Raw genomic sequence first — 26,625 nt, 5'->3', positions numbered from 1 at the left:
CATATGAAATCTCTTGTTCTTGCTTCCCTCCTGCTGATGGCCGGCATTACCGCTACACAGGCACAGGACGCACCGGTTAAAGCATCAGCACTTACGCCTAAACTGCTGCGTGGCCCCTACTTACAAACGGCCACCAGCCAAACCATTTTGATCAGGTGGCGTACAGATGTTTCCACCAGGAGCCGCGTAAAATACGGCACCGCACCCGATAAGCTGGATCGGCAAACCGATGATGCCGGTCTTACAACCGAACATATAGTGCGGCTCACCGGCCTTCAGCCCGATACCCGCTACTATTATTCAATAGGCAGCTACAAGGATGTACTGCAGGGCGATGCTGCCAACACTTTCACCACCCTGCCAGAAGCCGGGAAAACAGGCACCTATCGCATTGCCGCCCTCGGCGACTGTGGCGACAACTCCGTAAACCAGCGCCAGGTAAAAGAGCAGCTGTTGAAATACCTCGGCAACAACCCGCTGACCGCATGGATCCTATTAGGCGACAACGCCTACTCCAGCGGTATGGATGCAGAATACCAAACCAAGTTCTTCAATGTATACAAAGATGACCTGCTGAAACAGTACCCGCTTTTCCCGGCACCAGGCAATCATGACTACAATGATTCCGACATCTCTGCAAAGTGGGCGCAGGTAACACATCAAACATCTTACTACCAGAACTTCTCTATGCCCTCGGAAGGAGAATCCGGCGGTGTGCCCTCACATACGCAGGCATTCTATTCTTTTGATATCGGGAATATCCATTTCCTGTCGCTAGATAGCTATGGCAAGGAAGACAGCGTTTACCGCATCTACGATACCACGGGGCCGCAGGTAACCTGGATTAAAAAAGATCTGGCCGCCAATAAAAACAAAGACTGGGTAATTGCCTACTGGCATCACCCACCCTATACCATGGGGTCGCATAATTCCGATGAGGAAGATGAACTGATACATATCCGCGAGAACTTTATACAAGTGCTGGAGCGTAACGGTGTAGACCTGGTGCTTAATGGTCACAGTCACGACTATGAAAGAACCCGGCTGATAAAAGGACATTATGGTATGGCTAACACCTTTGATCCGGCCAAACATAATGTCAGCAATTCTTCCGGCCGGTACGACGGCGGCAACAACGCGGCGCCTTATATCAAAGACAGTATCCGCAACACCGGTACCGTATACGTAGTAAGCGGCTCCGCAGGGAAACTGGGTGGCAAGCAAAAAGTATATCCTCATAATGCCATGTACTTTGCAGATGCAGACCACGGTGGTTCCAGCCTGCTGGAAATACAGGGCAACCGCCTCGATCTGAAATGGATTTGCGCAGATGGCACTATCCGGGATCAGTTTACCATCATGAAAAATGTAAACAGGCACACCGATATCACCGTCAAAAAAGGGACGCCGGCAGTACTAACCGCTTCTTTTGTGGGCGCCTACAAATGGAATAACAGCAAAGAAACCGGCAGAAGTATCACCGTAACACCCACTGCAGGTGTTACCAAATACACTGTTACAGATCCGTTCAACAATATAAAAGATACGTTCACCGTACATGTATCGAAATAAGACCAGGTGGATCATCTGGCCTTTGTTTGCCCTGGCGGCCGTTTTCAGCGCATGGGGATTTAAGCAATCGGCCGGTGATAACGGGGCTATCAATACCATCAACCTATTCAGGGAAGGCGCCGCCGGTTTTGCGGCAGCCTCCCTGGAAATGGAACAGGCCCTGTATGCGCTCGACGCCGGCAATCCCGCTACCGTCGATCACGCAAAAACATCCCTCCGCAAATGCCGCCTGCAGTATAAAAGAATTGAATTTTTCCTCGACTATTTTTTTTTCAGCTCCTCCCAGGCATATAACCGCCCCGCCAAAACAGAAATCGATGAACCTTACATGGAGTACCAGGCGCCCGCCGGACTGCAACAGATAGCTGTATTATTGTTTGATCAGGATCCCGTATCACATAAAAAAGCTTTGATGGAAGAAGCAGCGGTGATCAGCTCCTCCGCCACAGATCTTCCCTCCCTCCTCTACCGGTTCAGTACCAGCGATAAAGCCATTATGGAGAGTCTGCGTATAGAACTGGTACGCCTATACGCAAATGGCATCACCGGCTATGATGCTCCCGAACTCAAAAGCGGTATCGCCGAAACCGCACAATCGATGCAAACGATCCGGGCAGTGCTGCAGCCCTGGCTTCGTACACCATCTCCCGAAAATATACCCGTACAAAAATACCTTACCCAAAGTATTCAATACCTGCAACAGCATCCTGGTTTCGATGACTTTAACCGGTTGGAATTTCTTACGGAATACGCGTTGCCCTTACAGGAACAATTGAGTAATATGATCCATACGCTGCAGCTGGACCTGCACACCAGGAGCGCATTAAACTACAACGCCAAAAACCTTTTCAGCAAAGATGCGCTGAATCTTGCCGCGTTTCCCGACAGCATGAACGCAACACCTGCTTTGAAAACACTGGGGCGGCAACTGTTTTTTGAAAAAGCGCTCTCAGGAAATAATCAGCGCAGCTGTGCCACCTGTCACCGGCCGGAAAAATATTTCAGTGATGGACTGCGTACCAGTCTCGCGATTGACGAAAAAAATCATGTCCGCAGAAACGCGCCCGGTCTGTATTATACCGCCTTTCAATACGCGCAGTTTTGGGATGGCAGGGCCAGCAACCTGTCGAAACAAATTGCGGATGTGATCAGTAATCCACAGGAAATGAATGGCGTACATGCAGTAGTGCTTAGTCGTTTACAGGACAGCGCCAGGTACCGGCAGGCATTTAACGAAGCATTTCCTGCCATGGGCGACAGCGCCATTACCATGCACCAGCTCTCTTCCGCCATTGCCGCATACCTCGGCGCCTTAGCGCCGATGAACAGCGCCATGGACGATTACTTTGCAGGCAACAAACAGGCGATGACAGCAGCACAGATACATGGCTTCAATTTATTTATGGGCAAAGCACAATGCGCAACCTGTCATTTTGCGCCACTGTTCAACGGGCTCACGCCGCCTTTTTACCGGTTCACCGAATTCGAAAACCTGGGCGTGCCCGCCAATGATGACCTGGAACATCTGCAGGCAGATAACGATGCCGGCAGATTTGATTTTTTCCCCATAGATTTTTACAAACGCGCATTCAAAACGCCCACCGTTCGTAATACCGCTATGACTGCTCCCTATATGCACAACGGCGCTTTTGCCAGCCTGGAAAAAGTAATGGAATTTTATAATGCCGGCGGCGGCAACGGGCTGGGCCTGAAAGATGCTTACCAAACGCTGTCTCCCGCCAAACTGGGACTCACCACTACAGAAATACAGGATATCATTGCGTTTATGCAGGCGCTTACCGACCGGCCCAACAGCTACTAAGTACAACTACTGATTTTCAGAGACCCTCACTAATACTGACACCAGCGCTCCGCTGTGCGGGTAATTTTGTGCTGTTGTTTTCTACACCAACTATTGTCAGATTTTTCATCGTAAAATGCATGAAGATGGTATGAGGCGGGTGTCTACCCGCCTTTTTTTACCGGGAAAAATCAATTCTTTGATATCTACAAGTTGATCTGCTATTTTCACAATTTCCGGAACAGGTGCCGCACTTACCTTTGATCTACAAAATTCAAAAAAATGGAAACAACACAAATAAGTGCGGCTACTACTTTTCTCCTCGGTGGAGAATTTAATATAAACCGTGTAGGTTACGGGGCCATGCGATTGGCAGGCGCCGGCGCTTTTGGCGAAGCGGCAGACCGTTCCAATTCCATCAGGGTATTACAGCATGCTGTAGCTGCCGGCGTTAACTTCATTGATACCGCGGCAGCCTATGGCCCTGATTTAAACGAGCGCCTTATCGGCGATGCCCTGCATCCCTATAAAAAAGATCTCATCATCGCTACCAAAGGTGGTTTTCAACGCCCCAACGCAGAACAATGGATGCCAGATGGCAGCCCCTCCTGGATTACCAAAAATATAGATGACAGCCTCAAAAATCTGAAGGTTGATCATATCGACCTCTGGCAGCTGCACCGCATCGACCCTAACGTACCGGTGGAAGAAACGATGACGGCGGTAGCAGCGGCAGTAAAGGCCGGTAAAATAAGACACGTAGGCCTCTCCGAAGTATCGGTAGAACAGATTGAGCAGGCATCGAAAGTACTGCCCATTGTATCGGTGCAAAATCTGTATAACCTGGGTAACAGGAAATGGGAAGAGGTATTGGATTACACCACAGAAAAAGGTATTGCCTTTATTCCATGGTACCCGCTGGCCGCCGCTCCGCAAACGCTGGAAGAAAAGATCGGCAAAATTGCTGCCCGTTATAACGCCACCATCGCCCAAATAGCGCTGGCCTGGCTGCTGAAACGCGCCGGCAACGTGCTGCTCATTCCGGGCACCAAAAGCCTTGCGCACCTCGATGAAAACCTCCGGGCAGGTAGCATTGAATTAACGGAAGAGGATTTCGTGGAACTGTCAGCCCAATAAATGCCGGGGAGTTTTTTTTGCCCAGGATTAGACTGATTTTGATGATTTTCAGGATTTTTATTTTTTTGATTTAAAAAAGATTTGGGAAGATCTCAGCGAATATATACGTTGTAGTCTTCCCAAATCTTTTTAAATCCTTATAAAATCAAAAAAATAAAAATCCTGAAAATCATCAAAATCAGTCTAATCCTGGGCAAAAAAAACTCCCCGGCAAAAAAACCTCGCTGCATTAAAGGCTGAACGCTTTTTTCAGGTAATCGTTCACCGATTCCGGTTTCCTACCCAGTATGTGCTCCAGGGTGGCATCCGGGAGGTCAAGTTCCTGTTGCGCAATGCTTTGGGCAAAGGCGCCAAAAACATACGCATATTCTCCCGGCACACCTGCTGTCGATAATTGCGCGATATAATCTTCGGTAGAGGGCGAAATGTAGGTAATCGTTTTTCCTGATAAATCGCTTAACATAGTGGCGATGTCGTCAAAAGAATAAGCGGTATCACCGGCAATTTCATACACTTTATTTTCGTGACCGCTGCCCAGGAGTAATTTTGCACCCGCTATCCCCATATCATTGCGGGTAGCGAAGGCTACTTTTCCTTTGCCTGCCGGCAGATAGATACCGCTTTCCAGCACCTTATCACCGATAAATGCCGGCAGCATATCAGCGTAGAGATTATGCTTCAGGATAGTATAGGTAAGCCCGGATGCCTTCAGCAGGGCTTCTGTATGCAGATGCGCCCCTACCACGAAAGTAATCGCTGAACTGCCGTCTTCTGTTCTGCGTGAAACACTGGTATAAAATACATGTCCCACCTTTGCGGCCACCGCTGCTTTCACCACATTTTCATGCTGGGCACCCCGTCCCTGTACGTCGTTGCCGGACACAAAGTAGAGCTTATCTATTCCTTCGAAAGCCGGCAGCAGGGAAGCATAATCGTTATAATCACCTTTCAATACGGTAACACCCTTTGCTTCGAAATCAGCTGCCTTAACGGGGTCTCTTGCCAGCACGGCAATGTTGGCGGCACCGGTATTTCTCAGCAGTTCTTCTACTACCGCTTTTCCGAGAGGGCCTGTGGCCCCCGTTACTAATATTTTACTCATAGTAAGATCCTGTTTTAATGCCTCAAAAGTACTTACCTTTGGTAACCGGGAATACAACCTAACCTGTAGGTTACTACTAACCTGCAGGTTAGTTAAAAACTATAACGTGAAAGATCAGACAACGAAAATAATACCGACACCGGAGGGGTGCACAGCGGCCTTAGGCCCTTTGGGGGATGCTTTGTACGCCATCGGCGGCAAATGGAAACTGAAGATCATTATTGCCTTAATGAGCGGCAACAAACGCTTTAATGAGCTGCAACGACAGGTAACCGGTATTTCCGCCAAAGTATTGTCGAATGAGCTGAAGGAAATGGAGCTGAACGATTTTGTGAAAAAGGTAACCAGCGCCACCGCGAAGGAGGTAACAGAATATGAACTATCCGACTATAGTCATACGTTGAGAGATGTGCTGACTGCTTTAAGCGCCTGGGGCACTATGCATCGTCAGAAGATTACCGGGCGCACTGTGGAGCAGGCGCCCTATCCGGAATCTATCTTGAGCCGTTAAGGAACCAGGGCCGCCTTTACCGGCAGCTGTAACTCATATCCTTTGGCAGCGCCTTTATACACATATCTTTCTTCAGCGGTAAAATGCGCCTGTTTTTTCCCTTTTACGAGGTTTTTTACTTCGTTGGGCAAACCATCCAGGTCCTTTGCATTGACAGTGCCTTTTAAGGTAACCAGGATGTCCCGGAAATATTTTTTATCACTCGCCGGCACCGTATAAGTGCTCTGCCAGGAAGATTGCTCCTCATCGCCGCCCACCGTTCTTTCAATTCCATAAGCCGCCATTACCTGCTGATAGCCGCCATTCACGCCTGCAACAAGATAGTAGTTGCCATCGAACGGGCCACCGCCTCCGCCGTTGCTATGCTTGATCACAAATGCATACTGGTCCTTTCCGATCAGGAGCGGTTTAGGTGTTGGGCACTGGGAAAACGCACCATAGGCGCTGATCGCCGGTTGAAACATACGGAGGTTCCAGCCATTATCTGTCAATACAAATTTTGCCAGTCCCAGCAAACCACCTGTAAACCGGGATGTTTGCGTACCATCTTCATCAAACCCGGAATGGTTAAAGCTGATCACTTTATATTGTTGTCCGGTAGAATCTTTAAAATCCATCACATTAATCAGTCTGGTGGCTACGCCATCTTTATAAGGAAAGGCGCCCAGGGCATCTTCATTCACATCCGGGTAATTTTTAGCAGCGCAGCTTTTACATTCCCAGTTGATCATCTCATTCACATTTTTACCGTCTGTCAGCCGGTAATGCTTACCCGGAAACAGTTGCAACAGCGCGCGTTGCGCATCAAAAGTCCCCTGTAGTAACAGGCTGCGGTTTTGTAAGATGGTATCGCTGACATTTTTCTTTTTCAGGGCCTCTGCCGGGGATTGTCCGAAAACGACAGTAAGTATACTCAGCTGCAAACATGTAATAACAAACAAATGTTTCCTCATATAGCGTGTATCAAAACCGGGTATTTACCGGCGCAGGCAAAGATAACGGTCTGCCGGTAAAAAATCATATCTTCGGTCAAACCATTATCTAACATCCATTAATTTTAAGCCTACAATGAATCGTTTTGACAGATTAACCGCCATTCTTGTACACTTGCAATCAAAAAAACTGGTACTGGCCCAGGAAATAGCCGATCGTTTCGACGTGAGTCTGCGTACCATCTACCGGGATATCCGCTCCCTGGAACAGGCAGGCGTCCCCATTCTCGGCGAAAAAGGACTTGGCTACTCTATCATGGAAGGCTATCGCCTTCCCCCTGTCATGTTTACCGAAGAAGAAGTTGTTGCCTTCCTGATGGCGGAAAAAGTACTGGAAAATCACTCCGACCTTACCAACAGTCTCCGGTTTAAAAGTGCCATGTACAAAATAAAAGCCGTACTGCGCAGCGCACAGAAAAAGGTACTGGAAGACCTGGAAGAAAGTATTGCCGTAAAGGAAAAGGTATCCGAGCACAACAGTCTGCTCAACGATGTGCTGCCCCTGCTCATCAGGGCTGTTGGAGAAAAACAGGGGTTACATATTCAGTATGCTACCGAAACCGGCATAAATGAAAGAGATATTGAGCCTATCGGTATCTATCATGAACACGGTACCTGGAATGCCATCGCCTGGTGCAGCACCGCAAAGCAATACCATCCTTTCCGCACAGAAAGGATACTGGCGGTAAAAGCCAATGGCAAAGCGTTCCGCAAACAACATCTCTCCCTGCGGGAATATCTTGCCGGCAGGCCAAGACATACAGGTCCTTCCTTCCCGGTTACCATAGAAGTAAAAAATGAGATGGCCCGCTACCTGGTAGAACAAAAATTCAATTATGGATTTGACCAGGAAACCATGACCACCAAAGTAACCCGGATGAAGTTCCAGGCGCCCTGTATACAGGCATTTTCCCGCTGGTATATCACCTTTGCCGACCAGGCCACCATCATTACCCCGGAGTCGCTGAAAACCCTGGTAAAAGACCGCCTGCAGGAAATGCTGGAAAAAGTTTCCTGAGCTTCTTTTTACAACTGACATACTGTTGTCATGTACGGTCTTTAATTTCGGATCATGAACAGCCAGCAGATCACACAATTACGGTTGCAGCAGCAGCAATTGCTGCCTGCACACGCCACCCGGCCCGCCGACCTCCTGAGGTGGATGGGATGTATACAGGCGCAGGATTATGCAGGGGCCAAATGGGCTATTGGCAACCGTGTAAAGGACAGCACGGATGCCGGCATTGAACGGGATTTTAACGCCGGCCTCCTGCTGCGCACTCATGTGCTGCGGCCTACCTGGCATTTTGTTGCGCCGGAAGATATTGGCTGGATGCTGCAGCTTACCGGCCCCAAAATAAAAGCGTTCAATAAAAACCTGCACGCCAAACTAGGCATCAGCGATAAAGATCTTAAACGCAGCAAAACCGTTATCGCCAATGCACTCCGCGATAACAACTACCTGACCCGCACCGCCCTGGTACCGCTGCTCACCAAAGCAAAGATCAATACCGACGATATCCGCATGGGCTTCCATCTCATGGATGCCGAACTGGATGGCCTTATCTGCAGCGGTCCGCGACAGGGAAAACAATTTACTTATGCCCTCCTATCCGAGAGGGCGCCGGCAACACCTTCCATAGATCGCGAAGAAGCGGTGGCCAGAATTACCAGGCTCTATTTCTGCAGCCGCGGCCCCGCCACCGTCAACGACTTTCAATGGTGGAGCGGCTTAAATATGACGGAGATAAAAAAAGGACTACTGCTCAACAACGACATCCTCACGCACAGCGTTGCTAACGGTCAGGCCTATTGGTTTTCGAAAGATGCCCGTCCTGTCAAAGCACCCAAACCCGCTACACTCCTGCTCCCCGCCTACGACGAATACGCAGTGGCTTATAAAGACCGCAGCGATATTCTTCACCCGTCGCATCATGTAACCGCCGGCTACGGCATCTTTAAACCGGTGGTAGTGGTCAATGGCCAAATCTGCGGTCAGTGGAGCAGGAAAGAAGTAAAAAATAAAATAGTGGTGGAAACGCAACTGCTGCCCAACCATAAAACCAACGATGCCGCGGTTGCCAGGGCTGCTGCGGCTTACGCCGCGTTTCTTGGAAAAAGCTCCTGACGCGAATTTTTGTTTTTGCCCAGGATTAAACTGATTATGACGATTTACAGGATTTTATTTTTTTGATATTATAAGATTAAAAAAGATAGAGAAGATAAAAGTTGATATTCGCTTACATCTTCTCCAATCTTTTTTAATCATTTAAATAAAAATCCTATAAATCATCATAATCAGTTTAATCCTGGGCAAAAACAAAAATTCGCGATATTTGATGCTTTGAAACACTCATTAGATGATAGACGACATTCAACTTCAGCTAAGAACGGTCAATGTAACCCGCTACGTAACGCCGTTGCGGGAAGGGGGTTCCTTGCCCGCCATTGCTGAAGCAGACGACGGTTTCCTGTATGCACTCAAATTCCGCGGAGCAGGACAAGGGGTAAAAGCACTCATCGCAGAACTGATTGGTGATGAAATTGCACGGGTGCTTGGTCTTAAAGTACCAGAGCTGGTTTTTGCCAATCTCGACGAAGCCTTTGGCCGTACAGAACCCGATGAAGAAATACAGGATCTGCTAAAAAGAAGTGTGGGACTCAACCTTGCCCTGCACTATCTTTCCGGCGCTACCACCTACGATCCTACCGTTAATACTATTCCGCCGGCGCTGGCATCTAAAATTGTGTGGCTCGATTGTTTGCTGACCAACGTAGACCGTACACCCCGTAATACCAACATGCTGATGTGGCGCAATGAGCTATGGCTCATAGATGCAGGCGCCGCACTGTATTTTCATCATAACTGGCACAACTGGCGGGAACAGGCGCTTCGTCCTTTTGTACAGGTGAAAGATCATGTGCTGCTGCCACAAGCCGGCGAACTGGAAAGCACAGACGCCGCCTTCCGGCTCCTGCTAACGCCGGAGCGTATACGCGCTATTGTAAGTATTATTCCTGATGAATGGTTGATGAGCGAAGACATCAGCGAAACGCCGGAAGAACGCCGGCAGGTATACTTTGACTTTCTAACGACCAGGATCAGCCACTCCGAAATTTTTGTAAAAGAAGCACAACATGCAAGACAAGCACTTATATGAATATGCCGTGATACGCGTAGTACCGAGTGTAGAGCGGGAAGAATTTTTGAATGTTGGCGTTATCCTTTACTGTAAACAACAGAAATTTTTACAGGCAGTATACACCCTGGATGAAGAACGGCTCCGTGCATTTTCACCTCATATAGAGGCCAGTACCATCAAGCCCTACCTCGACGCTTTTGTAGAAATCAGCAAAGGCAGCAAAGCAGGTGGGCCCATCGCACAATTAGATATAGCAGGTCGCTTCCGCTGGCTCACCGCTACGCGCAGCAGTATTATACAAACATCAAAAGTACATCCCGGCTTTTGCAGCAGCAACGCGGAAAACACGCTGCTGCGGTTGCATCAGCAACTGGTCCTGTAGTTTGTCTTTGCTGCGGATTTTTTCTTGCCGCGGATTTTTTCTTGCCCAGGATTTTTTCTTGCCCAGGATTAAACTGATTTTGAGGATTTAGAGGATTTTTTTATTGTGATTATAATTTGATTTTAAAAGATTAGCCAAGATGTAAGCAAATTCGCTTCTATCTTCGCTAATCTTTTAAAATCAAAAAAAGAAAATCCTCTAAATCCTCAAAATCAGTTTAATCCTGGGCAAGAAAAAATCCTGGGCAAGAAAAAACCCGCGGCAAGAAAACGCCCTCGTTACTTGCTGGTGAAAGTATACGTCTGTCCAGCTTTGGTAGCCAGATCGTATAAGATCGTTTCTTTTACGTCGTTGCTACCCGGTTTTATTGCAGCATTGATCACTGCTGCGGCGGTGGTATCCGGCTGGAAAAACCCATTCGGTTGATCAGCGGTTACGGTCTTCAACTGCCCGTTATTCTTTAGCGCATTAGGTACCCGTAAACGGCAGTTACCTCCCAGGGTGGAACGGATACTGATTTTACTGAGTTGCCCGTTTTCCCATATCATTTCTGTGATCTCAAATCCCCCACGGGCACGTAAACCGCTCACACGCCCCTGCTTCCAGTCGTCGGGCAGGGCGGGCAGCAGATGTATGGTACCATCCTGGCTTTGCAACAGCATTTCACAGATGCCCGCCGTACAACCAAAGTTGCCATCTATCTGGAACGGGGGATGCGCATCGAACAGGTTGGGGTAGGTGCCACCACCACTGTTTTCGCCTTTGTTTACACCCGCCGGGGTGAGCTGGTCTTTGATCAGCTTCCAGGCATGATTGCCGTCGAGCAGGCGGGCCCATAGATTTACTTTCCAGCCCATAGACCAGCCGGTAGACACATCTCCCCGCTGTACTAAGGAAGTGCGTGCAGCGGCAAATAATTCCGGTGTACGATAAGGAGAGATCTGGTTGGCCGGGTAAAGCCCGAACAAATGTGACACGTGACGGTGTTTGTCGTTCGGATTATCGAGGTCCTGCAACCATTCCTGTAACTGCCCGTATTGCCCAACATGCATGGGCGGCAGTCTTTTACGGGCGGCCTTCATTTTTTCCACCAGCGCCTTATCTGTTTTTAATGATTCCGCTGCATGAATAGTATTGGAAAAGAGATCAAAAACCAGCTGGTTATCCATGGTAGCACCTGCGGTGATAGATACGCCGGGATATGCCTTCGGATTGTTTTCGGGCGACATGGAAGGACATACTACCAGCCATTTATGTACCGGTTCTTCCACCAGGAAATCGAGATAAAATTCCGCTGCACCTTTCAATGCAGGGTATACCGATTGCAGGTATTTTTTGTCGCCGCTGAACATATATTTTTCCCAGAGATGGCGGCTCAACCACGCGCCTCCCATAGGCCACATACCGTAATAGATGGGATCTACCGGGCCTGTGATCCGCCATAGATCCGTATTGTGATGCGTTACCCATCCGCCGGCGCCGTACATCACTTTTGCGGTTTCACGACCGGTAACAGACAGGTCTTTTACCATCTGCACCAGGGGTTCATGCATCTCTGTAAGATTGGCTTCTTCGGCTGGCCAGTAGTTCATCTCCGTATTAATGTTGATGGTATACTTGCTTCCCCATGGCGGATTCATCAACGGATTCCAGATGCCCTGGAGGTTAGCAGGCTGGCCGCCGGGTTGCGATGCAGCAATGAGCAGGTACCGGCCAAACTGGAAATACAACGCTACCAGCTGCGGATCGTTGCCATGCGCAAAATCTCTTACGCGTATATCGGTAGGATTTCTTACCGAATCGGTTGCTCCAAGGTCCAGTTGTACGCGGTTAAAAAAATGCTGATAGGATGCAACATGGTCTTTCAACATACCGGCATAGCTTTTGGGCCATACCTTGTTCATATAGCCGGAAGCACGTTTCACCTCATCTCCGCCCAGATCTGCATAGTTAACGAAGTTGGTGGCAATGGAAATATAAACTACTACCGCATCGGCATTATTTATCTGAATCTCTTCACCGTTTCCGGCAACAGTACCACCTGTTGCTTTGAACCGGATCTGCGACCGGAACTTTACTTTACCGGGTACGCCATCCTTATCACCGCTAATGCCGGACAGCACCAGTTCATTATTACCATTTACTCCTACCGTTGACTTTTGCGGGCTCTTCATCCCTGCAGTAAAAGTGAGACTCCCGGGTTTATCGGCGCTGAGTTTTATGATGATGGCCTGATCTGGAATGGAGGCAAATACCTCCCGGTGATAGTTCACACCGTTTACGCTGTAGGAGGTACTGGCTACCGCGGTTTTGAGGTCCAGCTCCCGGGAATAATGATTATACTGTTCATGACCGGGAAAATGCAGCTGCAGGTCACCCACGGGCTGATAACACATGCCATTGATCTTCTCGGACTGCATGTTTTTTTCAGCCAGCTCACCGGCCTCTTTCATTTTACCATTAAATATCAGTTGTCTGACTTCCGGCAGGGCCGCCTGCGCATGCGGGTTTTCGTTGCGGTTGGGACTGCCGCTCCAAACGGTATTTTCGTTTAACCGTATCAGTTCGTCCCCGGGGTTGCCGTAAACCATGGCGGCCAAACGGCCGTTGCCCACCGGCAAAGCGGCTTCCCATACTTTACCTGACGGATGATCATACCATAGTTTCAGATCCTGCTGTTGTGAAAATGCCGGCGCCGACGCCAGCAGCGCTATCACGTAAACGGCTATCTTTTTTTTTGTTTCTTTTCGCATGCGTGTCATAGTTCGTGGAATTGATTTATTCTGCTAATTCTCTTCCAAAATACCAAAATTATAGCTGGGTGTATGTCCCGTTATAATTTTTTATCTGGCCGGCTGTTCCAGCTCTTCCAGCGTCCACAATTTATCACGACCGGCTACGGCTGCTCTCATTTTCTTCACACTTTCCACTTCTACTACGGGCGATTTGCGATTTTCGTTTTTGCCAAAATTGTAGCGTACGTAACTCAATATGGAAGCTACCCATTCGTCGGAGTTGGATGCACCGAAAGGCGCCATCACGTCTGTATAGGTTTTGCCATCGATAGGACCTGACAAGCCATTGAGTAAAATTTTCATCAGCAGTTCCTTGTCGCCGTTTACGCGTTTGGATCCCACAAAAGGCGGCGCTGCGGCGGTGTTTCCACCCACGAAAATGCCTTTACCATCCGGCCCATGACAGGTAGAACAGAGTTGTTTGTAAATGGTGGCGCCGTTGAGGATCAGATTCCGGTGAGTAGCGGACATATTGGCTAAACGGCTGCCGAATAGCTTGGTATTGGTATTTACTTCTACACTGTTGGCAACGCTGTGCAGCATATTTGTATAAGCCGAATTGTTGACCATGGCCAGTTGTATAGCTTTCGCCTTTTCTGATTTGCTGACAGATAATGACAGCACCAGTTGTACCTGTACGGCGGCAACCGGGTCATTTTTTAATGTAGCCAGTTTCGCGATCATTTCTTCATCCCCGTTTTTCAGGTAGCTTTCACTGATCCATACAGCGGCCTTTCTCACTTGCCCATCTGTATCTGCCAAGGCGGTGTATAATGTTTCCTTGTCGATAGCGTTGAGCCCTTCGAGCGTCCACAGGGCATGAATACGTGCCAGCGCGCCGGTTGTTTTACCGATGCCGGCATGTTTGCCAATGGCAATTTCCTTCAGCGCAGGTACTACAGATAAATCACCGTTGGCGATGATTTCTTTCTGTGCATTGTCTCTCCACCAACCATTGGGATGATCGAGATACGTCAGCAATGTGTTGGCCGAAGCGTCCAGCAAATGGGGTTTTTCACCGGGTTTGTAGCCATCGTGTACCAGGCGGTAAATACGGCCGCGGCCAATATTTTTCTCGAGACCTTTTTGCAGGATGCGCGGGCGGAGGAAGCTGCCTTCGGCCGTCCACGTTGCTTCCTGGATAATGCCTCGGTACATGTCCACAATATACAGGCAACCATCCGGACCAGTGGCCGTGTTTACCGGGCGGAAGTTCATATCATAGGAGGTGATAAATTCCTGCTGGCCCTCGCAGGCATTTTTCAATGTAACCTTACCATCTGTTTCGGCTACTTTTGCCCGCCTGATCAAACGGCCTACAGGCTCACAGATCAGGAGATCGCCTTTCATGTCGGCGGGGAGTGCATCGCCTCTGAAAACAGATTGTCCGCAGCTGGCCGTGAAATGGTTAAGGGTAGTATCGGGGCGCAGGCGGTTCATGCCGCCCTGTACATCCGGCGTGGCAATAATGGGCCATACGGCGAGGAAGTCTTTGTTGTATTGGTCGTTAGGATTCAGGAAACCGTATACCGGGTTGATCTGGAAACCCAGTGCCGGGATTTCTGCACCTGCGGACGAAAAATACAGGCGGCCGTAGTCGTCGTTCCCTAATCCCCATTGTCCGCCAGGGGAATTCGTAAGACTATCAGGCACCAATTTACCGGCCTTGTAACGGTAGCGTACAGGATCGCAGCTAACATAGATCCAGTTATCCATATTCCAGACAAGCCCGCTCTTCTGGTGTTCCAGGTTGCGGGTATCGGGGCGATCGTTTTTGTACACCAGTTCTTTGGCATCGGCTACGCCATCGCCATTGGTATCTGTATAACTCCAGATATTGTAGGTAAATGTTTCGTTGACCAGCAATTTATGGCCAATGCACAGCATCATACGTGGCAGTACCAGACTATCGATAAACACCGAGCTTTTATCCATAGCGCCGTCGCCGTTAGTATCTTCCAGCATGGAAATACGGCAGATGGGCTGGTTTTCGCCGGTACCGTTAATATCCTGCATATAAGTGCGCATTTCCGCCACATACATACGGGCGTTGCCATCCCATACAATGGCCACGGGTTCTTTGATCATCGGCTCACTGGCTACCAGTTGCACGTGATAACCTTCCGGTACCTGTATGGATTTCAGGCTTTGCTTAGCAGACTGAAAAGCAGGCGAGGGATGTGGATTTACAATAATATTACCGGCCGCGTCGCGCTTTACACCGGAAGATCGGGATACCTTACATTGGTAAATAAACAGGCTGAATCCTGCCAGCACTAATACCAGTAATCTGTTTCTTTTCATTTGCGTGGAACTTTATTTAGCATTTAAAGAGAGAATGTATGTGACCATTTTTTTCACATCCGCAGCTGCCAAAGCCGGGTGTGCCGCCATAGGCACTGCTCCCCAGGTACCGGAACCACCATTGATAATTTTGGTGGATAACAGGTCCACATTAGCCGTGGAATATGGATATTTCTTTGCCACATCGGCATAGGCAGGCCCTACTACTTTCGTATCCACCTTATGGCAGGCCAGGCAGTCTGATTTGGTCAATAATACTTTTCCTTCGTCAACATCTTCCTTTTTTATAGCGGGAGCGGCTTTAGGTTTGGCAACTGTTTTGGGGCTGGTCTTTTTTGCGCCCGCGCCGGGCTTTGTTTGTGCGTAAGTGGTGCTCATCGTCAGCAGCAACATCACCGGAATAGCTAAACGTTTCATAATCGACGGATTGTTTTTTTTTGCTAATGCAAGTAACACACTGAGGAATAATAAATGATTAAAAAAAGATTAATCGGGCAGGAAATAGACATTTTTACCCCTAAATAATTGAAAGGCGTCTTAATAAACGTATTAATTTCACCTTAACGGAAGGTCACGATAAGATTAAGAGATGGTTTGCTGGAAGTCCGGCAAGTAGTTTTCCCCATATAATTTGTGATACTCCCTGACAAAATTTTCGAAAGTGGCGTGTGCGAGGGAATGTTTACCCAGGTGTATCAATGCTTTACATTTCAGACGCATTACGTCTTCATTCACCATATCAAATGCATAGAGGTAATCGGCCAGCCTGATCAGGAAGTTGGGATCTTCTTTTATTTCCGTTGAACCGGCGTATTGCAGGAAGCGCTCTGTTATGTCATGAGGGATCTCTGCTTTGAAAGGATCCAGCCATTCATATTCCCCGGTAGGAAGAAAACTACCACGCCGGATGATGCCGGCCAATGCAATAAGCTCCTGCCGGGTAGGCTTGCCCGTTTGCTTTGTACCGGGTAAATAGGCCATATAATCTATATACAGCTGGTCGCCGGTTTTTATTTTCCAATAGCGGGTGTCTTTTGATATCTCACAAAAACCTACTTTATCCAGTATATTTTTAAGTTTGGCAATATTAACGGCCAGGTTATTCCGGGCGCTGTCGGGCGATTTATCAAACCATAGCTGTTCTTTAAGCTTTTCGGCGCTGATTCCCCGTTCCCATTTCACGGTATATAAAAGGATGATGAGAAACAACTCCCTGATGAGCGGGGTAAACAGTTTGGTGATGTCTGTTCCGCCGGCATCAAACACCTGGAAGTCGCCGAACAGGTAGATAGCGCTTTTCCGGGGAGGCTCAGCGGCGAAATCGGCTGCAGATACATCTGCAGACAACGCGTTGGTATCTCCCGGTATTATTTCCTTTCTTATTACCCTGCTCAGGATAGCGCCCAGCAACAACAAAACAGTCAACACCGCAATGGCGAGCAACCAGTTTTTTCCAATCCCTGGCCGGGCCGCCAGCGGGCCCTCCGCCGGGAACGGCGGATCATATAAGGAATAAATGTTGACAGTAGTGTTGCTGTGATCGTCGGGACTGTATAGGGTAACTGCCACAAAACGTTTGGCTGCGGCGCTGTAAAACAAATCGGCATAGGCATCCACATCCTGGAATTCAAAAGGGATTTTGTTGCCTACCGCCTCGAACACGGGCTCCTGCAGGGAGCCTTTGATCATTTGTAATGCCGAGTTAAACTTATGTTTTGGGAAGATGAGGCCAAAATAGGCCTGTTCTGCCGGTCGGATCACCAGCGAGTTGGCAAATACAAATTCTTCTGTATCTTTTTTCAGCTCATATAATTTCTTAAACGTATGCTGATGCGCATCAAAATATTGCAGGTCGTATAGGTTCTTTGGATTCAGCACCTGCTTTCCCGAGGCATTGCCATAGCCGCCAATCAAATACAATCCGTTGGTATCTGCGCCGGCAGCGGCCAGGTAACGCGGTGTGATGGTACTGCCGGCCGAATCCGGGTGACTACCCGGTGCAAGCGGTACAGCAGTGCTGTAGATATCGCTTCTGTATTGAAAAAAACCGTAGCCATTAAAAGTATAAAGAAGACTGTCGCCCTGCAGGTATTTATTAAAATGCCCATACCCCGAAGAGCGGTCTGGTGGATCGAGCTGCCTGTTCCAGGCCAGGGAGTCCACTTTCAGGCGCCCGATCCTTTTCAGATCCAGCGAAAAAGTATAAATTTCCCGGGTACGCGGATTATACACCGACTGATACGCGTTGTGCAAATTTTGTTCACCAGTAGTATAGGCAGCGGGTACTATTTTGTTGGAGAGCAGGTGATAGCTGAAAAGAGAGTCGCGGGTAACAAGATATAATATTCCTTCTTCCTGGTTAAAAGCAACGCTGGTGGGGCCGTTAAGCGTAACCCGCTGTAAGGGTTGCCAATTGCGATGCATCTTCCTGATCCAAACAGGATTCACGGCAGTACCCGCGCGCCTGCCCAGCGAGTCCGCCGCCACAGCGCCATCTTCCTCATTCAGCTGCCATACATGCCGGGTAACGCCATTTTCTCCGGCCCTTACATTCCGGATCTGCATCGGTGGCACATCGGCGTTCCTAAACGTTTTGTAATCGTTGGCCCCAAAGAAAACGCGGTAACAGGAAGACGCGGGGAAAGCTAATTTTTCCCGGAAAGATTCCTGGTCGCGGGTCACGGTGAGCACACCCTGTCCGGCATCAAAGTTAAGGCGGATCTTGTGCCAGGCATCGGATACACCCAGATCCGGTATGCTAAAGGAAATACCGGAATAGCTGTCGCCGATGATCACCCTGAAATGCTTATCCCCGAATTTAGGATCATAGTCGTACAGGATATCAATATTCCGCTCTTCATTTTGAATGAGCCGTACTACGTAACCAAAGTAATTTTTTTGACGGGGTGTGAAAGAAACTTCAAAAGATAATTCAAAACTACCAGTAAAACACAGCGGCCGATCTGCTCCCAGTGCCAGCCCCGTTCTCTTGTCCGGTATCGCCTCATGACTGCAGAACCCCAGTCCATCCGTTTGTGCGGAGGCTGTAGATACGCAAAATATCAGCAGGAGGATACTTAGACAAAGATGGTGGAATTTTATCATTACCGGCTTTACTTAAAAGAGAACCTATTGGTACCGTGATCGGATAAAATCTGCATTTTACCCGACAGCGCTTTTACCAGGGAATCAAAAGTAACAGGAATAATAAAGAATCCAAAACCGCTTACAACATTTTGCGGGAGTTTTATTCCGCCCGCATACTTTTCACAGGATCGGCCAACGCCGCCTTTAACGCCTGGTAGCTGATAGTAGCAATAGCCACCACCATGGCGATGATACCTGATAACACGAATACCCACCAGCCAATGCTGATGCGGTAAGCAAATACCTCCAGCCATTTGTGCATAAAGTACCAGGTTGCCGGCGTAGCAATGACGAAGGAAATAAGTACCAGCTTCAGAAAATCTTTTGATAACAGGTTTACAATATCAGCCACAGAAGCACCCATTACTTTACGGATACCGATTTCGCGGGTACGCTGCACGGCGCTGTAAGAGGCCAGTCCGAGTAAACCCAGACAGGAAATAATAATAGCCAGTACGGCAAAATTGAGGAAGAGTTTCCCAAACCGTTGTTCCGTACGATACTGTTTATCAAAAAATTCATCCAGGAAAAAATAGTTAAAAGGCCGGTTGGGCATGAGCGTTCTCCACTTGCTGTCCATCGCCTTAATGGTGCCGGACAAATCGCCGGGCGCCAGGTTGACCGTGAGCATATCACAATCCTGTGGCTCCAGGCGCATGGTAAGCGGTTTTATATTCTGCTGCAGCGAGCGGAAGTGAAAATCTTTTATCACACCAATAATCACACCTTCCCTGCCCCACTGCCGGTAGCCCCTGCCGATGGCTTCTGCAGGAGTAGCATAGCCAAAAAGTTTGGCGGCTGTTTCATTGATAATCATGGCATGTGTGGTATCGGCACCAAATTCCCTTGAAAAAGCACGGCCCGCCACCATTTTGATCTGGTACTGCTTCAAAAAATCGTAGTCAACGGAGTAGAGGTCGAGGTTGGCCACCTGCATATCGCCTTGCTTATTTTGTATTTCAGAATAGGCGCCGCTGTTATTACCGCCGGGAATGCCACCTGAAAGCGATACACTGTTTACTTTAGGTAAGCCGGCGATAGCCTGTTTCAGCGCTTCCCGCGCCGGATCTCCATGGGTGTCGATCACCAGCATCTGTGATTTGCTGAAGCCCAAATCCTTATTGCGCATGTAGTTCATTTGCAGGTACACGATGATAGTACTAATGATCAAAGCGATAGAGATGGCGAACTGTGTTACCACCAGGCCTTTACGGAGAAAAGTGCCTTTTGCGCCGGTAGCAAAACGTCCTTTTAATACGGTAACAGGCTTAAAAGAAGATAATACCAGCGCCGGGTAAATCCCCGCCAGCAAACCGATAGTTATGGAAGATATCAACAGCATCAGCACATGCCTGCCATTGGCCAGAAGCCCCGTACTGATTGTTTTACCGGCCAATAGATTAAACGTTGGCAACAAAGCGCTGAACAAAACTATCGTTAACACAAATGCCATCAAACACAGCAACACACATTCACCAATAAACTGCCGGACCAGTTCCTGTTTGGTAGCGCCTACCACTTTACGGATACCAATCTCCTTTGCCCGCTCTACGGAACGCGCTGTTGTCAGGTTGATAAAATTAATACAGGCGATAAAGAGAATAAATATGGCAATAACGGAAAAAATATACACGTTGGTAATGCTACCCTTTTCGTAGGCCGAGCGGCTGGAATACAGATAAATTTTTTGCAAAGGCTCCAGTCCCACTGTGTAAAACATTTTCGCCATCCGGCGTTCATTGCCGTTATGCCGTTCTATAAAATCAGGAAATTTTGCTGCGAGCGCGTCAGGATTGGTGTGGGGCTTCAGCAACAGGAAGGTGATAGCCCCGAAATTGCCCCATGCTTTATCAATCCCCTTATTGAGCGTTACCAGGGTGCTCATGGATACCAGCACGTCTGCCTTGATCTGCGAATTTTCGGGCATGTCGTCCACTACACCCGTCACCGTTGCCGGCATCAGGTCGCCGGTAAGCAACACCGTTTGACCAACAGGATCTGTCTCTCCAAAATATTTCTTCGCGGAAGACTTACTCATCACAATGCTGTTCACATCCTTCAGCGCTGTTGCCGGGTTTCCTTTCAGCAACTTAAAATCAAACACCCGGAATATCGATGAATCGGCAAACAAAGAATGATCTTCCTGGAAACTGACGCTGCCTTTTTTCACCAGCAGGTTAGCGGTACTAAACCTCGTAAATGCCTCTATTTCGGGAAAATCGTGCTGCATATTAGGCCCGAAAGGCCACGGCGTAATGCCTCCCCTGATGGTTTCACTGGGCGTTTTTATATCACAGAACACCTGGTATATGCGGTCACCTTTAGCATGAAATTTATCATAGCTGCATTCAAAGTGTACATAGAGGAATATAAAAAAACAGGCGGTGAGCCCTATGGTCAGTCCCAATACGTTGATAAGGGAAAATACCTTGTTTCTCCAGAGATTGCGCCAGGCAATTTTGAGATAGTTCTTAAACATGAGTAGCAGTTGAGTTGATAGTCTGGCTCACAGATGCCGCTACGCGCGCGCGAAGTAAATGCCAGAGTCAGAGGAGTTTAAGATCAAGGGCTATCGGATTCTGTTTTATTCTAATTTGTCCGATTAAGAACGGGGAAGTGTCCGGAAATGGACAGGGGACTTGATTACTTTTGGGGACCTTTTTTTCTGGCGGCTTTGAGGGCGTTAACCATTCCTTCTATTTCTGATGCTTCAGCATTGTAATAATAAGACATAATAGTAGCGTACTGTTTCGTCACTTCCTTAGATGCGACATTCGCGTCCTTCTTTGCGGAAACCTTTCCAGCGTCAGAAATAATTCTCATTGGCTTTGAAGCAGCACTTGCAGATTTTATAATGTTTGACTTAATTGGGATTTTCTTTTTCATACGTTACTAAATTAGCACATTTTCACGGAACTGGAACATTTTAGCCGGGTTATCATTCAATATGTCAATGCAAATGGGCATTGTTTCTTTTGGAACATCTGTTGATAATGCACCATAACTTGAGATGAATTTATACACCTTATTTTTTACCAAATAATAGGTCAGACAAGGGTCGTTACCATATCCATCAAAAATCAATCCGATAGGAACATATCTTTTCGTTTCGTGATATCGGTGTATAGCTCTGATTGTAGCTTTATGCCTGAGAAGCGAAATTAGTGTTAAATGGACTTCATATTTTTCGGCGTATAGTCCTGCTGCAAGCTTTACAATAGCACCAGCATCCTGGCCAATTTTGGGTAGTAAAATATTATACCCTGACTCAACAGCCCTCAAAGTTAAGGATGGTATCCCAGCCCCCAAATTTGAAACAATCCTACTGGATTCCTCATGAACGAGTGATGCTCCAAAAGGATACTTCGAAAACTCCGGTAGCTTTCTTTTTGCAAAATCAGCATCCAGGATAATAGCGCCATACTCTTCCGCAATACGACAAGCAATAAATGATTTACCGGATGCAGGTAAACCAATCAGAATAAATGCCTTCTTCTCCCTTCTAATACCACTTACCGGTAGTGCGCCACCTTTCCCCAGACAAATGTCCTCATCATTCTCCAATCGTACGAGAGATAACAGTTCATTAATTATAGAAATCCGCAGTTGATCCCTGGAGGAGTCGTCTACGAATTGCAAATCGCGATAGGAGTTATCAAAATAAGTTTGTTTTTCCGGAGGAACTTTCAATAAACCCAACTCCCCTTCCACAATTTTCGGCACAATTCCCTCCAAATGTGAATGATCAAAGTCGAGTACGTGTCTTAAAAAAAAATCGACCTGATCTTCTTGTATTAATATTCTTGAATACTTCTGACTCATTGCTTCTCTAAAATGGTTAACAACCATACACCTTAGCATTCAGAAAGTACTATCCGCCATCATACACAGCAAAAAAAGGCGTCACAAATGCGACACCTTTTAAAAAAATCAACCTCGTACATCCGCCTTATCCTTTCTTCTTCAGATCAATGGTTACCGTGTTCCCCCATTTCACCGGTGTCGACGGCACAGCAGGCACTGTATTCCAAAAACATTCCCTCAGTGTCAACCGCATAGTTGCAGGATCCAGCGCGGCAAAAAGGAAACTCAGTTTGGTTTCATCTGCGGCAGACGCTACTCCCTTCATCGGGGAATCAGCGCTGGCAGCGTTTAATGACACATCGTTATCCGGCCCGGTCCAGGTATAAAATTTACTTTCATGTACATGCCCATGCAGGTATGCACGGATATTGATATGCTGCTTCAGGAAGGCGGCAAAGGCGCGTTGCTCTATTATGCCGGCTGCGGATGGTGCTGCGCCATCTTTAAAATATTCGTCCAGTACGTTATCAAATTTATCTGTGCTGTTGATGCTGTGATTACCATTAGGATTGGTAAAGTGATTGGACACTACAGCTGGTTGATCGTGCGCCACAATCACCACGGGAGTTGCAGCCTGCACACTTTGCAGATCGGTATTAAGCCAAACCCTGACTGCGGAATCGGGCCACATTTGGATAAAGCAAAAATGTACACCGGCAATGTTGCGGGAGTAATTAATACGATCGCCGTTATAGTTGTACGTCAGGGCTGTTTTAAGCAATGAAGGTTTAAACACCAGGTTATAGATCTCCGCCATGGAACTGGCATCTGTTAACGGCTGCATTTTAGCATAGTAACCAATGGTGTTTGAAACATCATGATTACCGGGTACCATCAGGAAACCGGCGGGTTGATTATCTTTATTTTTCAGCGTCAGGCTTTGCAGGTAGTCCGTTTTGAATTGTGCCCATGAGGCAGCGGCAGTTTGCACACCAGCACTTACTTCCATGCGGTTGGCGATGTCGCCGGCTTCCATTACATAGTCTACATTAGTAATTTTCTTGCCTGCATTTACACCACCGTCATCCGGCAGGGTAAGATCTGGCAGCGTATTCATTTTTGCTACCATCGCAGCATTCACCGTATGTGCGTCAACGTTAGCTGCACCCTGGAAGGAAGCCCGGGCAATACCGTAGTGTGCATCGGAAGTAAATACAAACTGTACAACGGCGGCTGGTTCTTCTTTTACCGGGTCATCTTTTTTATTACAACCCGATACAATGACTGCAGTCAGCACCGGCAGCCAAAAGGTGATGTTCATTTTCATAGTAACTATTTTCTTTTGTAAAATGATAACGCCACTTTTTCACCGGCGTATTTTTTGGTTTCCGAATTGGTAAAATAACCGCTGCCGTCGAGTGCAAAACAGATGCCTTCTCCCTGTTGCTCATTGCGTGCGTAGGGAGCATCCTGTGGTTTACGCAACAGGGCTGCTGCAATGGTTTCTCCGGTCTGCCTTTTCCAGTACCAGATCTGGCCGGTATTCCGCAATAATATTTCTGTGCCGTCGGGTGAAATGTCACCGGCGGTGAGCAGGTCAAAAGGCAGGTTATCCAGCGCGGTCAAGGTGGATACTGTTGCAGTGGATTGTGGATAACGGGCAACATACAACGTACTTCTGCCGCTTTGTTTGGTGGCGATGTAAAGGTCTTTACTCAGCGGATCCAGCAGCAGCGATTCTGCGTTGACAGGGCCTTTCGGGTATACGAGTTCTATTTTGTCGACCGCTGTAATGGTGATCACGGTTGCAGCTGTAGCGGCGGAAAGATCCGGCTCCGGGAAACGATAAATAAATATGCTCGGGTAGGCTGCGTCGTTATCACCGGTTTCTGCTACATAGATATAGCTTTTGCCTTTTTCCGGTCCGGGGCCTACGGCTATATCTTCCCAGTCACGGTTACGGATACCCTGTAATACCAGTTTCCCTGCATCCCTGCCATCGGCGGCGGTTACATATACTTCGTTGGAGTTACCGCTATCTTCATGTACGTATAGCAGTCCCGGGTATACGTGGCTGGGCGCCACACCGGATAGTTCCTGGTAGTCCTGCCGTTTGGTTGGCGTTACTACCGGGGTTGCGAAAAACAACGTACAGGACTCCAGCAGGGAAAGATCATAAGTAGCTGTTTTCACGGTGTCTGTCACCGTTGCAGTGGTATCTTTCACCGGTGGCGTTATCTCTCCCTTGTTACTTTTACCACAGGCGGTTATTGCTATAAAGCCCGATAACAAAAAAAGGCTGTACACGCTATTCATGGGTTAAAAATTAAAAGGAGAAAGAACGTCTTACAACGTCCTTTCTCCTGTAACAGGTATAGGAATTAGTAGGTATGCTGGTTGCCTGATTTATCTGTAGGGAAGGCGCCGAGGTCCCTGTTAGGCGCTGTGATATTAGCGCCGAAGGTACCGCCGGCAGTTACCACTTTCATTGGGAAACCGTATTGGTTCAACAACGGGGCAGTTGGTTTTGCAGGAATTGCATTTTTACCTGTACCGCCCACATATACGCCGGCGCCAATAGCGGGAGAACCGGATTTCAGGTGGAAGTCGGCACCGGCAGGAATCTGGTAAATCCGGTAGTTCCGGTCAATGCTCATAGCCGCCATATCGTAGTTAACAAACATCGGATCATATTTGAGGGAGTCGTTGGCTACGTTAGTACCGTTGTTGGTACCGTCTGCTGCAATGTCGCCGTTGATATAACCGTTCAGGTCATACGACTGCTTCAGGGTAAACTGGTTCGGCTCAATAAACACCATGTATTGTTCTGCGCCACCCATTGGCTTACCTCTGCCAATAGCTGTCAGGTTGTTGTTATACAGGGTATTCAGCGTATCGCTTGGTCTGCCTTTTTCGGAGTGGAAAGAAATTCTCAGTCCGGCTTTACAGTTAACGATGATATTATTGAAGATGTAACCACCTGCATTGGTTTCTGTGTTGATAGAACCGTTGCGTGTAGCTTTTGTTTGTCTGAATCCGCAGTTTACCACGGTATTGTTGTAGATGTTCACCAGGCAACTTTTACCGGTGGATCCGGATGTTTTCAAACCATTGGTAGCAATGCCATAGGTCAGGTTATAGGCCATATCGCCGATTACGCCATCTTTGATGTTAACAGATTCTCCTCCGGTAGCACCCATTTTAGTAAAGGTATTACGCATCAGGCTCATGTATACGTTGTTTGGGCGGATACCATCATCTTTACTGCCGTAGAACCAGGAGTCTTCCACGATCAGGCTGCCCGGCGTAGCAGATTTGCTGTTCATGTAAATAGTAAACCGTGCATCGCCGGAAGCGGCGCCATAATCAGGTGCATTGGTACCCCAGGCGCCACCGGTGTATTCGATATGTGACCAGCGGAGCAACAGCAGTTTCGCATTGCCGCCGCATTGGAATCCACCCCAGTAGCCTTTGAAAGCCGGATCGTTGGCTGCATCATCTTTGTAAGTAGCATCAGATTTTTTTACCGTGCTGGTTTCTGCTACGGTAAACCAGTTCTGTGCATCTTTGGTACCGTCGCTCACCAGTGCGCCGTTTACATAAATAGCAGGACTGGTAACAGGACTTTTACCATCGCCATGGATCAATACTTTTACACCAGGCTGCAGGTAAAGCGTATCGCCTTCGTTAATGGTAACATCAGACATGATATGGTAGGTTTTACCCGCCAGCATAGTACCTTTCAACGGGATCGGGTTACCACTGCCATCTTTCTTTGGGAGAATAGTATCGCTGATTGTTTGTCCAACAATTACCAGTGGTTTGGAGATGTCTACATGTTCATCACCTTTTTTACAGGAGATCACAGACATGGCCACCAGGGCAACCAGGCCACTTTCAAAGAAACGATTTTTCATAATTTTCTGATTGGAAAT

At 47.9% G+C, this 26,625-nt stretch carries 20 protein-coding genes; 8 read left to right on the top strand and 12 right to left on the bottom strand.

The features are described from left to right. The first annotated feature begins 3 nt into the window (after nucleotides 1-3). From KE626_RS28165 to KE626_RS28155, 3 genes are all read left to right on the top strand, one after another. Nucleotides 4-1,572 (top strand): purple acid phosphatase family protein, encoded by a 1,569-nt coding sequence (locus tag KE626_RS28165; protein ID WP_211976374.1) that lies wholly within the window; start codon nucleotides 4-6, stop codon nucleotides 1,570-1,572. Then, nucleotides 1,559-3,394 (top strand): cytochrome-c peroxidase, encoded by a 1,836-nt coding sequence (locus tag KE626_RS28160; protein ID WP_211976373.1) that lies wholly within the window; start codon nucleotides 1,559-1,561, stop codon nucleotides 3,392-3,394. Before KE626_RS28165 ends, KE626_RS28160 begins: the two co-directional genes overlap by 14 nt. Before the next feature lie 261 nt (nucleotides 3,395-3,655). Next, complete coding sequence (locus KE626_RS28155; RefSeq protein ID WP_211976372.1) at nucleotides 3,656-4,510, top strand: aldo/keto reductase; 855 nt, start codon at nucleotides 3,656-3,658, stop codon at nucleotides 4,508-4,510. A gap of 229 nt (nucleotides 4,511-4,739) precedes the next feature. Here the strand turns inward: KE626_RS28155 and KE626_RS28150 are convergent, their stop codons facing one another. Next, nucleotides 4,740-5,612: an SDR family oxidoreductase gene (locus KE626_RS28150; protein ID WP_211976371.1), complete on the bottom strand. Its 873-nt coding sequence runs from the start codon at nucleotides 5,610-5,612 to the stop codon at nucleotides 4,740-4,742. A 106-nt stretch (nucleotides 5,613-5,718) separates the two neighbouring features. Here KE626_RS28150 and KE626_RS34970 point away from each other — a divergent pair, with 106 nt between their 5' ends. Beyond that, nucleotides 5,719-6,123 (top strand): winged helix-turn-helix transcriptional regulator, encoded by a 405-nt coding sequence (locus KE626_RS34970; protein ID WP_346344501.1) that lies wholly within the window; start codon nucleotides 5,719-5,721, stop codon nucleotides 6,121-6,123. Here the strand turns inward: KE626_RS34970 and KE626_RS28140 are convergent. Then, nucleotides 6,120-7,076, bottom strand: coding sequence for a hypothetical protein (locus KE626_RS28140; protein WP_211976369.1), 957 nt, complete (start codon nucleotides 7,074-7,076; stop codon nucleotides 6,120-6,122). The genes KE626_RS34970 and KE626_RS28140 overlap by 4 nt on opposite strands. Before the next feature lie 115 nt (nucleotides 7,077-7,191). Between KE626_RS28140 and KE626_RS28135 the strand changes: the two genes are divergently transcribed. From KE626_RS28135 to KE626_RS28120, 4 genes are all read left to right on the top strand, one after another. Next, nucleotides 7,192-8,133: a helix-turn-helix transcriptional regulator gene (locus tag KE626_RS28135; protein WP_211976368.1), complete on the top strand. Its 942-nt coding sequence runs from the start codon at nucleotides 7,192-7,194 to the stop codon at nucleotides 8,131-8,133. A gap of 54 nt (nucleotides 8,134-8,187) precedes the next feature. Beyond that, nucleotides 8,188-9,243: a winged helix DNA-binding domain-containing protein gene (locus KE626_RS28130; protein ID WP_211976367.1), complete on the top strand. Its 1,056-nt coding sequence runs from the start codon at nucleotides 8,188-8,190 to the stop codon at nucleotides 9,241-9,243. A 232-nt stretch (nucleotides 9,244-9,475) separates the two neighbouring features. Then, nucleotides 9,476-10,276 carry a HipA family kinase gene (locus KE626_RS28125; RefSeq protein ID WP_211976366.1) on the top strand — a complete coding sequence of 267 codons (801 nt, stop codon included), beginning with the start codon at nucleotides 9,476-9,478 and terminating at the stop codon, nucleotides 10,274-10,276. Continuing rightward, nucleotides 10,254-10,640: a DUF3037 domain-containing protein gene (locus KE626_RS28120; RefSeq protein WP_211976365.1), complete on the top strand. Its 387-nt coding sequence runs from the start codon at nucleotides 10,254-10,256 to the stop codon at nucleotides 10,638-10,640. Before KE626_RS28125 ends, KE626_RS28120 begins: the two co-directional genes overlap by 23 nt. A gap of 278 nt (nucleotides 10,641-10,918) precedes the next feature. Here KE626_RS28120 and KE626_RS28115 read toward each other — a convergent pair whose 3' ends face one another. The 10 genes from KE626_RS28115 to KE626_RS28070 form a co-directional block, all read right to left on the bottom strand. Then, nucleotides 10,919-13,393, bottom strand: a complete 2,475-nt coding sequence (locus KE626_RS28115; RefSeq protein WP_211976364.1) for a glycoside hydrolase family 95 protein — start codon at nucleotides 13,391-13,393, stop codon at nucleotides 10,919-10,921. 90 nt (nucleotides 13,394-13,483) lie between these two features. Further along, on the bottom strand, nucleotides 13,484-15,739 hold the full coding sequence (locus KE626_RS28110; RefSeq protein WP_211976363.1) for a DUF7133 domain-containing protein: 2,256 nt from the start codon (nucleotides 15,737-15,739) through the stop codon (nucleotides 13,484-13,486). A 12-nt stretch (nucleotides 15,740-15,751) separates the two neighbouring features. Continuing rightward, on the bottom strand, nucleotides 15,752-16,156 hold the full coding sequence (locus tag KE626_RS28105) for a c-type cytochrome (protein WP_211976362.1): 405 nt from the start codon (nucleotides 16,154-16,156) through the stop codon (nucleotides 15,752-15,754). Nucleotides 16,157-16,321: 165 nt separating this feature from the next. Then, complete coding sequence (locus tag KE626_RS28100) at nucleotides 16,322-18,844, bottom strand: AfsR/SARP family transcriptional regulator (RefSeq protein ID WP_211976361.1); 2,523 nt, start codon at nucleotides 18,842-18,844, stop codon at nucleotides 16,322-16,324. Between the two features lie 142 nt (nucleotides 18,845-18,986). After that, nucleotides 18,987-21,365: an ABC transporter permease gene (locus tag KE626_RS28095; protein ID WP_211976360.1), complete on the bottom strand. Its 2,379-nt coding sequence runs from the start codon at nucleotides 21,363-21,365 to the stop codon at nucleotides 18,987-18,989. Nucleotides 21,366-21,529: 164 nt separating this feature from the next. Beyond that, nucleotides 21,530-21,772: a hypothetical protein gene (locus tag KE626_RS28090; RefSeq protein ID WP_211976359.1), complete on the bottom strand. Its 243-nt coding sequence runs from the start codon at nucleotides 21,770-21,772 to the stop codon at nucleotides 21,530-21,532. A gap of 6 nt (nucleotides 21,773-21,778) precedes the next feature. Continuing rightward, on the bottom strand, nucleotides 21,779-22,735 hold the full coding sequence (locus tag KE626_RS28085) for a zeta toxin family protein (protein WP_211976358.1): 957 nt from the start codon (nucleotides 22,733-22,735) through the stop codon (nucleotides 21,779-21,781). Nucleotides 22,736-22,835: 100 nt separating this feature from the next. Beyond that, a complete protein-coding gene (locus KE626_RS28080) occupies nucleotides 22,836-24,017 on the bottom strand; it encodes a metallophosphoesterase family protein (protein ID WP_211976357.1) in 1,182 nt (393 codons plus the stop codon). A gap of 5 nt (nucleotides 24,018-24,022) precedes the next feature. Then, nucleotides 24,023-25,006, bottom strand: a complete 984-nt coding sequence (locus KE626_RS28075) for a hypothetical protein (protein WP_211976356.1) — start codon at nucleotides 25,004-25,006, stop codon at nucleotides 24,023-24,025. 65 nt (nucleotides 25,007-25,071) lie between these two features. Beyond that, the gene (locus KE626_RS28070; RefSeq protein WP_211976355.1) at nucleotides 25,072-26,607 is read right to left on the bottom strand and encodes a hypothetical protein; all 1,536 of its coding nucleotides are present in this window, start codon (nucleotides 26,605-26,607) and stop codon (nucleotides 25,072-25,074) included. Between the last annotated feature and the right edge of the window lie 18 nt (nucleotides 26,608-26,625).

The sequence above is a fragment of the Chitinophaga hostae genome (assembly GCF_018224885.1).
In the GTDB taxonomy this organism is placed as follows: domain Bacteria; phylum Bacteroidota; class Bacteroidia; order Chitinophagales; family Chitinophagaceae; genus Chitinophaga; species Chitinophaga hostae.
The sequence above is the reverse complement of the archived record's forward strand: the minus strand, read 5'-3'. Positions and strand labels throughout refer to the sequence as shown.

What these genes read in the sequence shown, in the direction of transcription:
- KE626_RS28090 (WP_211976359.1), bottom strand. Translation starts at nt 21,772, where the DNA reads ATGAAAAAGAAAATCCCAATTAAGTCAAACATTATAAAATCTGCAAGT.
- KE626_RS28080 (WP_211976357.1), bottom strand. Translation starts at nt 24,017, where the DNA reads ATGAAAATGAACATCACCTTTTGGCTGCCGGTGCTGACTGCAGTCATT.
- KE626_RS28070 (WP_211976355.1), bottom strand. Translation starts at nt 26,607, where the DNA reads ATGAAAAATCGTTTCTTTGAAAGTGGCCTGGTTGCCCTGGTGGCCATG.
- KE626_RS28135 (WP_211976368.1), top strand. Translation starts at nt 7,192, where the DNA reads ATGAATCGTTTTGACAGATTAACCGCCATTCTTGTACACTTGCAATCA.
- KE626_RS28160 (WP_211976373.1), top strand. Translation starts at nt 1,559, where the DNA reads ATGTATCGAAATAAGACCAGGTGGATCATCTGGCCTTTGTTTGCCCTG.
- KE626_RS28095 (WP_211976360.1), bottom strand. Translation starts at nt 21,365, where the DNA reads ATGTTTAAGAACTATCTCAAAATTGCCTGGCGCAATCTCTGGAGAAAC.
- KE626_RS28110 (WP_211976363.1), bottom strand. Translation starts at nt 15,739, where the DNA reads ATGAAAAGAAACAGATTACTGGTATTAGTGCTGGCAGGATTCAGCCTG.
- KE626_RS28125 (WP_211976366.1), top strand. Translation starts at nt 9,476, where the DNA reads ATGATAGACGACATTCAACTTCAGCTAAGAACGGTCAATGTAACCCGC.
- KE626_RS28100 (WP_211976361.1), bottom strand. Translation starts at nt 18,844, where the DNA reads ATGATAAAATTCCACCATCTTTGTCTAAGTATCCTCCTGCTGATATTT.
- KE626_RS28120 (WP_211976365.1), top strand. Translation starts at nt 10,254, where the DNA reads ATGCAAGACAAGCACTTATATGAATATGCCGTGATACGCGTAGTACCG.
- KE626_RS28115 (WP_211976364.1), bottom strand. Translation starts at nt 13,393, where the DNA reads ATGCGAAAAGAAACAAAAAAAAAGATAGCCGTTTACGTGATAGCGCTG.
- KE626_RS28165 (WP_211976374.1), top strand. Translation starts at nt 4, where the DNA reads ATGAAATCTCTTGTTCTTGCTTCCCTCCTGCTGATGGCCGGCATTACC.
- KE626_RS28155 (WP_211976372.1), top strand. Translation starts at nt 3,656, where the DNA reads ATGGAAACAACACAAATAAGTGCGGCTACTACTTTTCTCCTCGGTGGA.
- KE626_RS28150 (WP_211976371.1), bottom strand. Translation starts at nt 5,612, where the DNA reads ATGAGTAAAATATTAGTAACGGGGGCCACAGGCCCTCTCGGAAAAGCG.
- KE626_RS28085 (WP_211976358.1), bottom strand. Translation starts at nt 22,735, where the DNA reads ATGGTTGTTAACCATTTTAGAGAAGCAATGAGTCAGAAGTATTCAAGA.
- KE626_RS28130 (WP_211976367.1), top strand. Translation starts at nt 8,188, where the DNA reads ATGAACAGCCAGCAGATCACACAATTACGGTTGCAGCAGCAGCAATTG.
- KE626_RS28075 (WP_211976356.1), bottom strand. Translation starts at nt 25,006, where the DNA reads ATGAATAGCGTGTACAGCCTTTTTTTGTTATCGGGCTTTATAGCAATA.
- KE626_RS28140 (WP_211976369.1), bottom strand. Translation starts at nt 7,076, where the DNA reads ATGAGGAAACATTTGTTTGTTATTACATGTTTGCAGCTGAGTATACTT.
- KE626_RS28105 (WP_211976362.1), bottom strand. Translation starts at nt 16,156, where the DNA reads ATGAAACGTTTAGCTATTCCGGTGATGTTGCTGCTGACGATGAGCACC.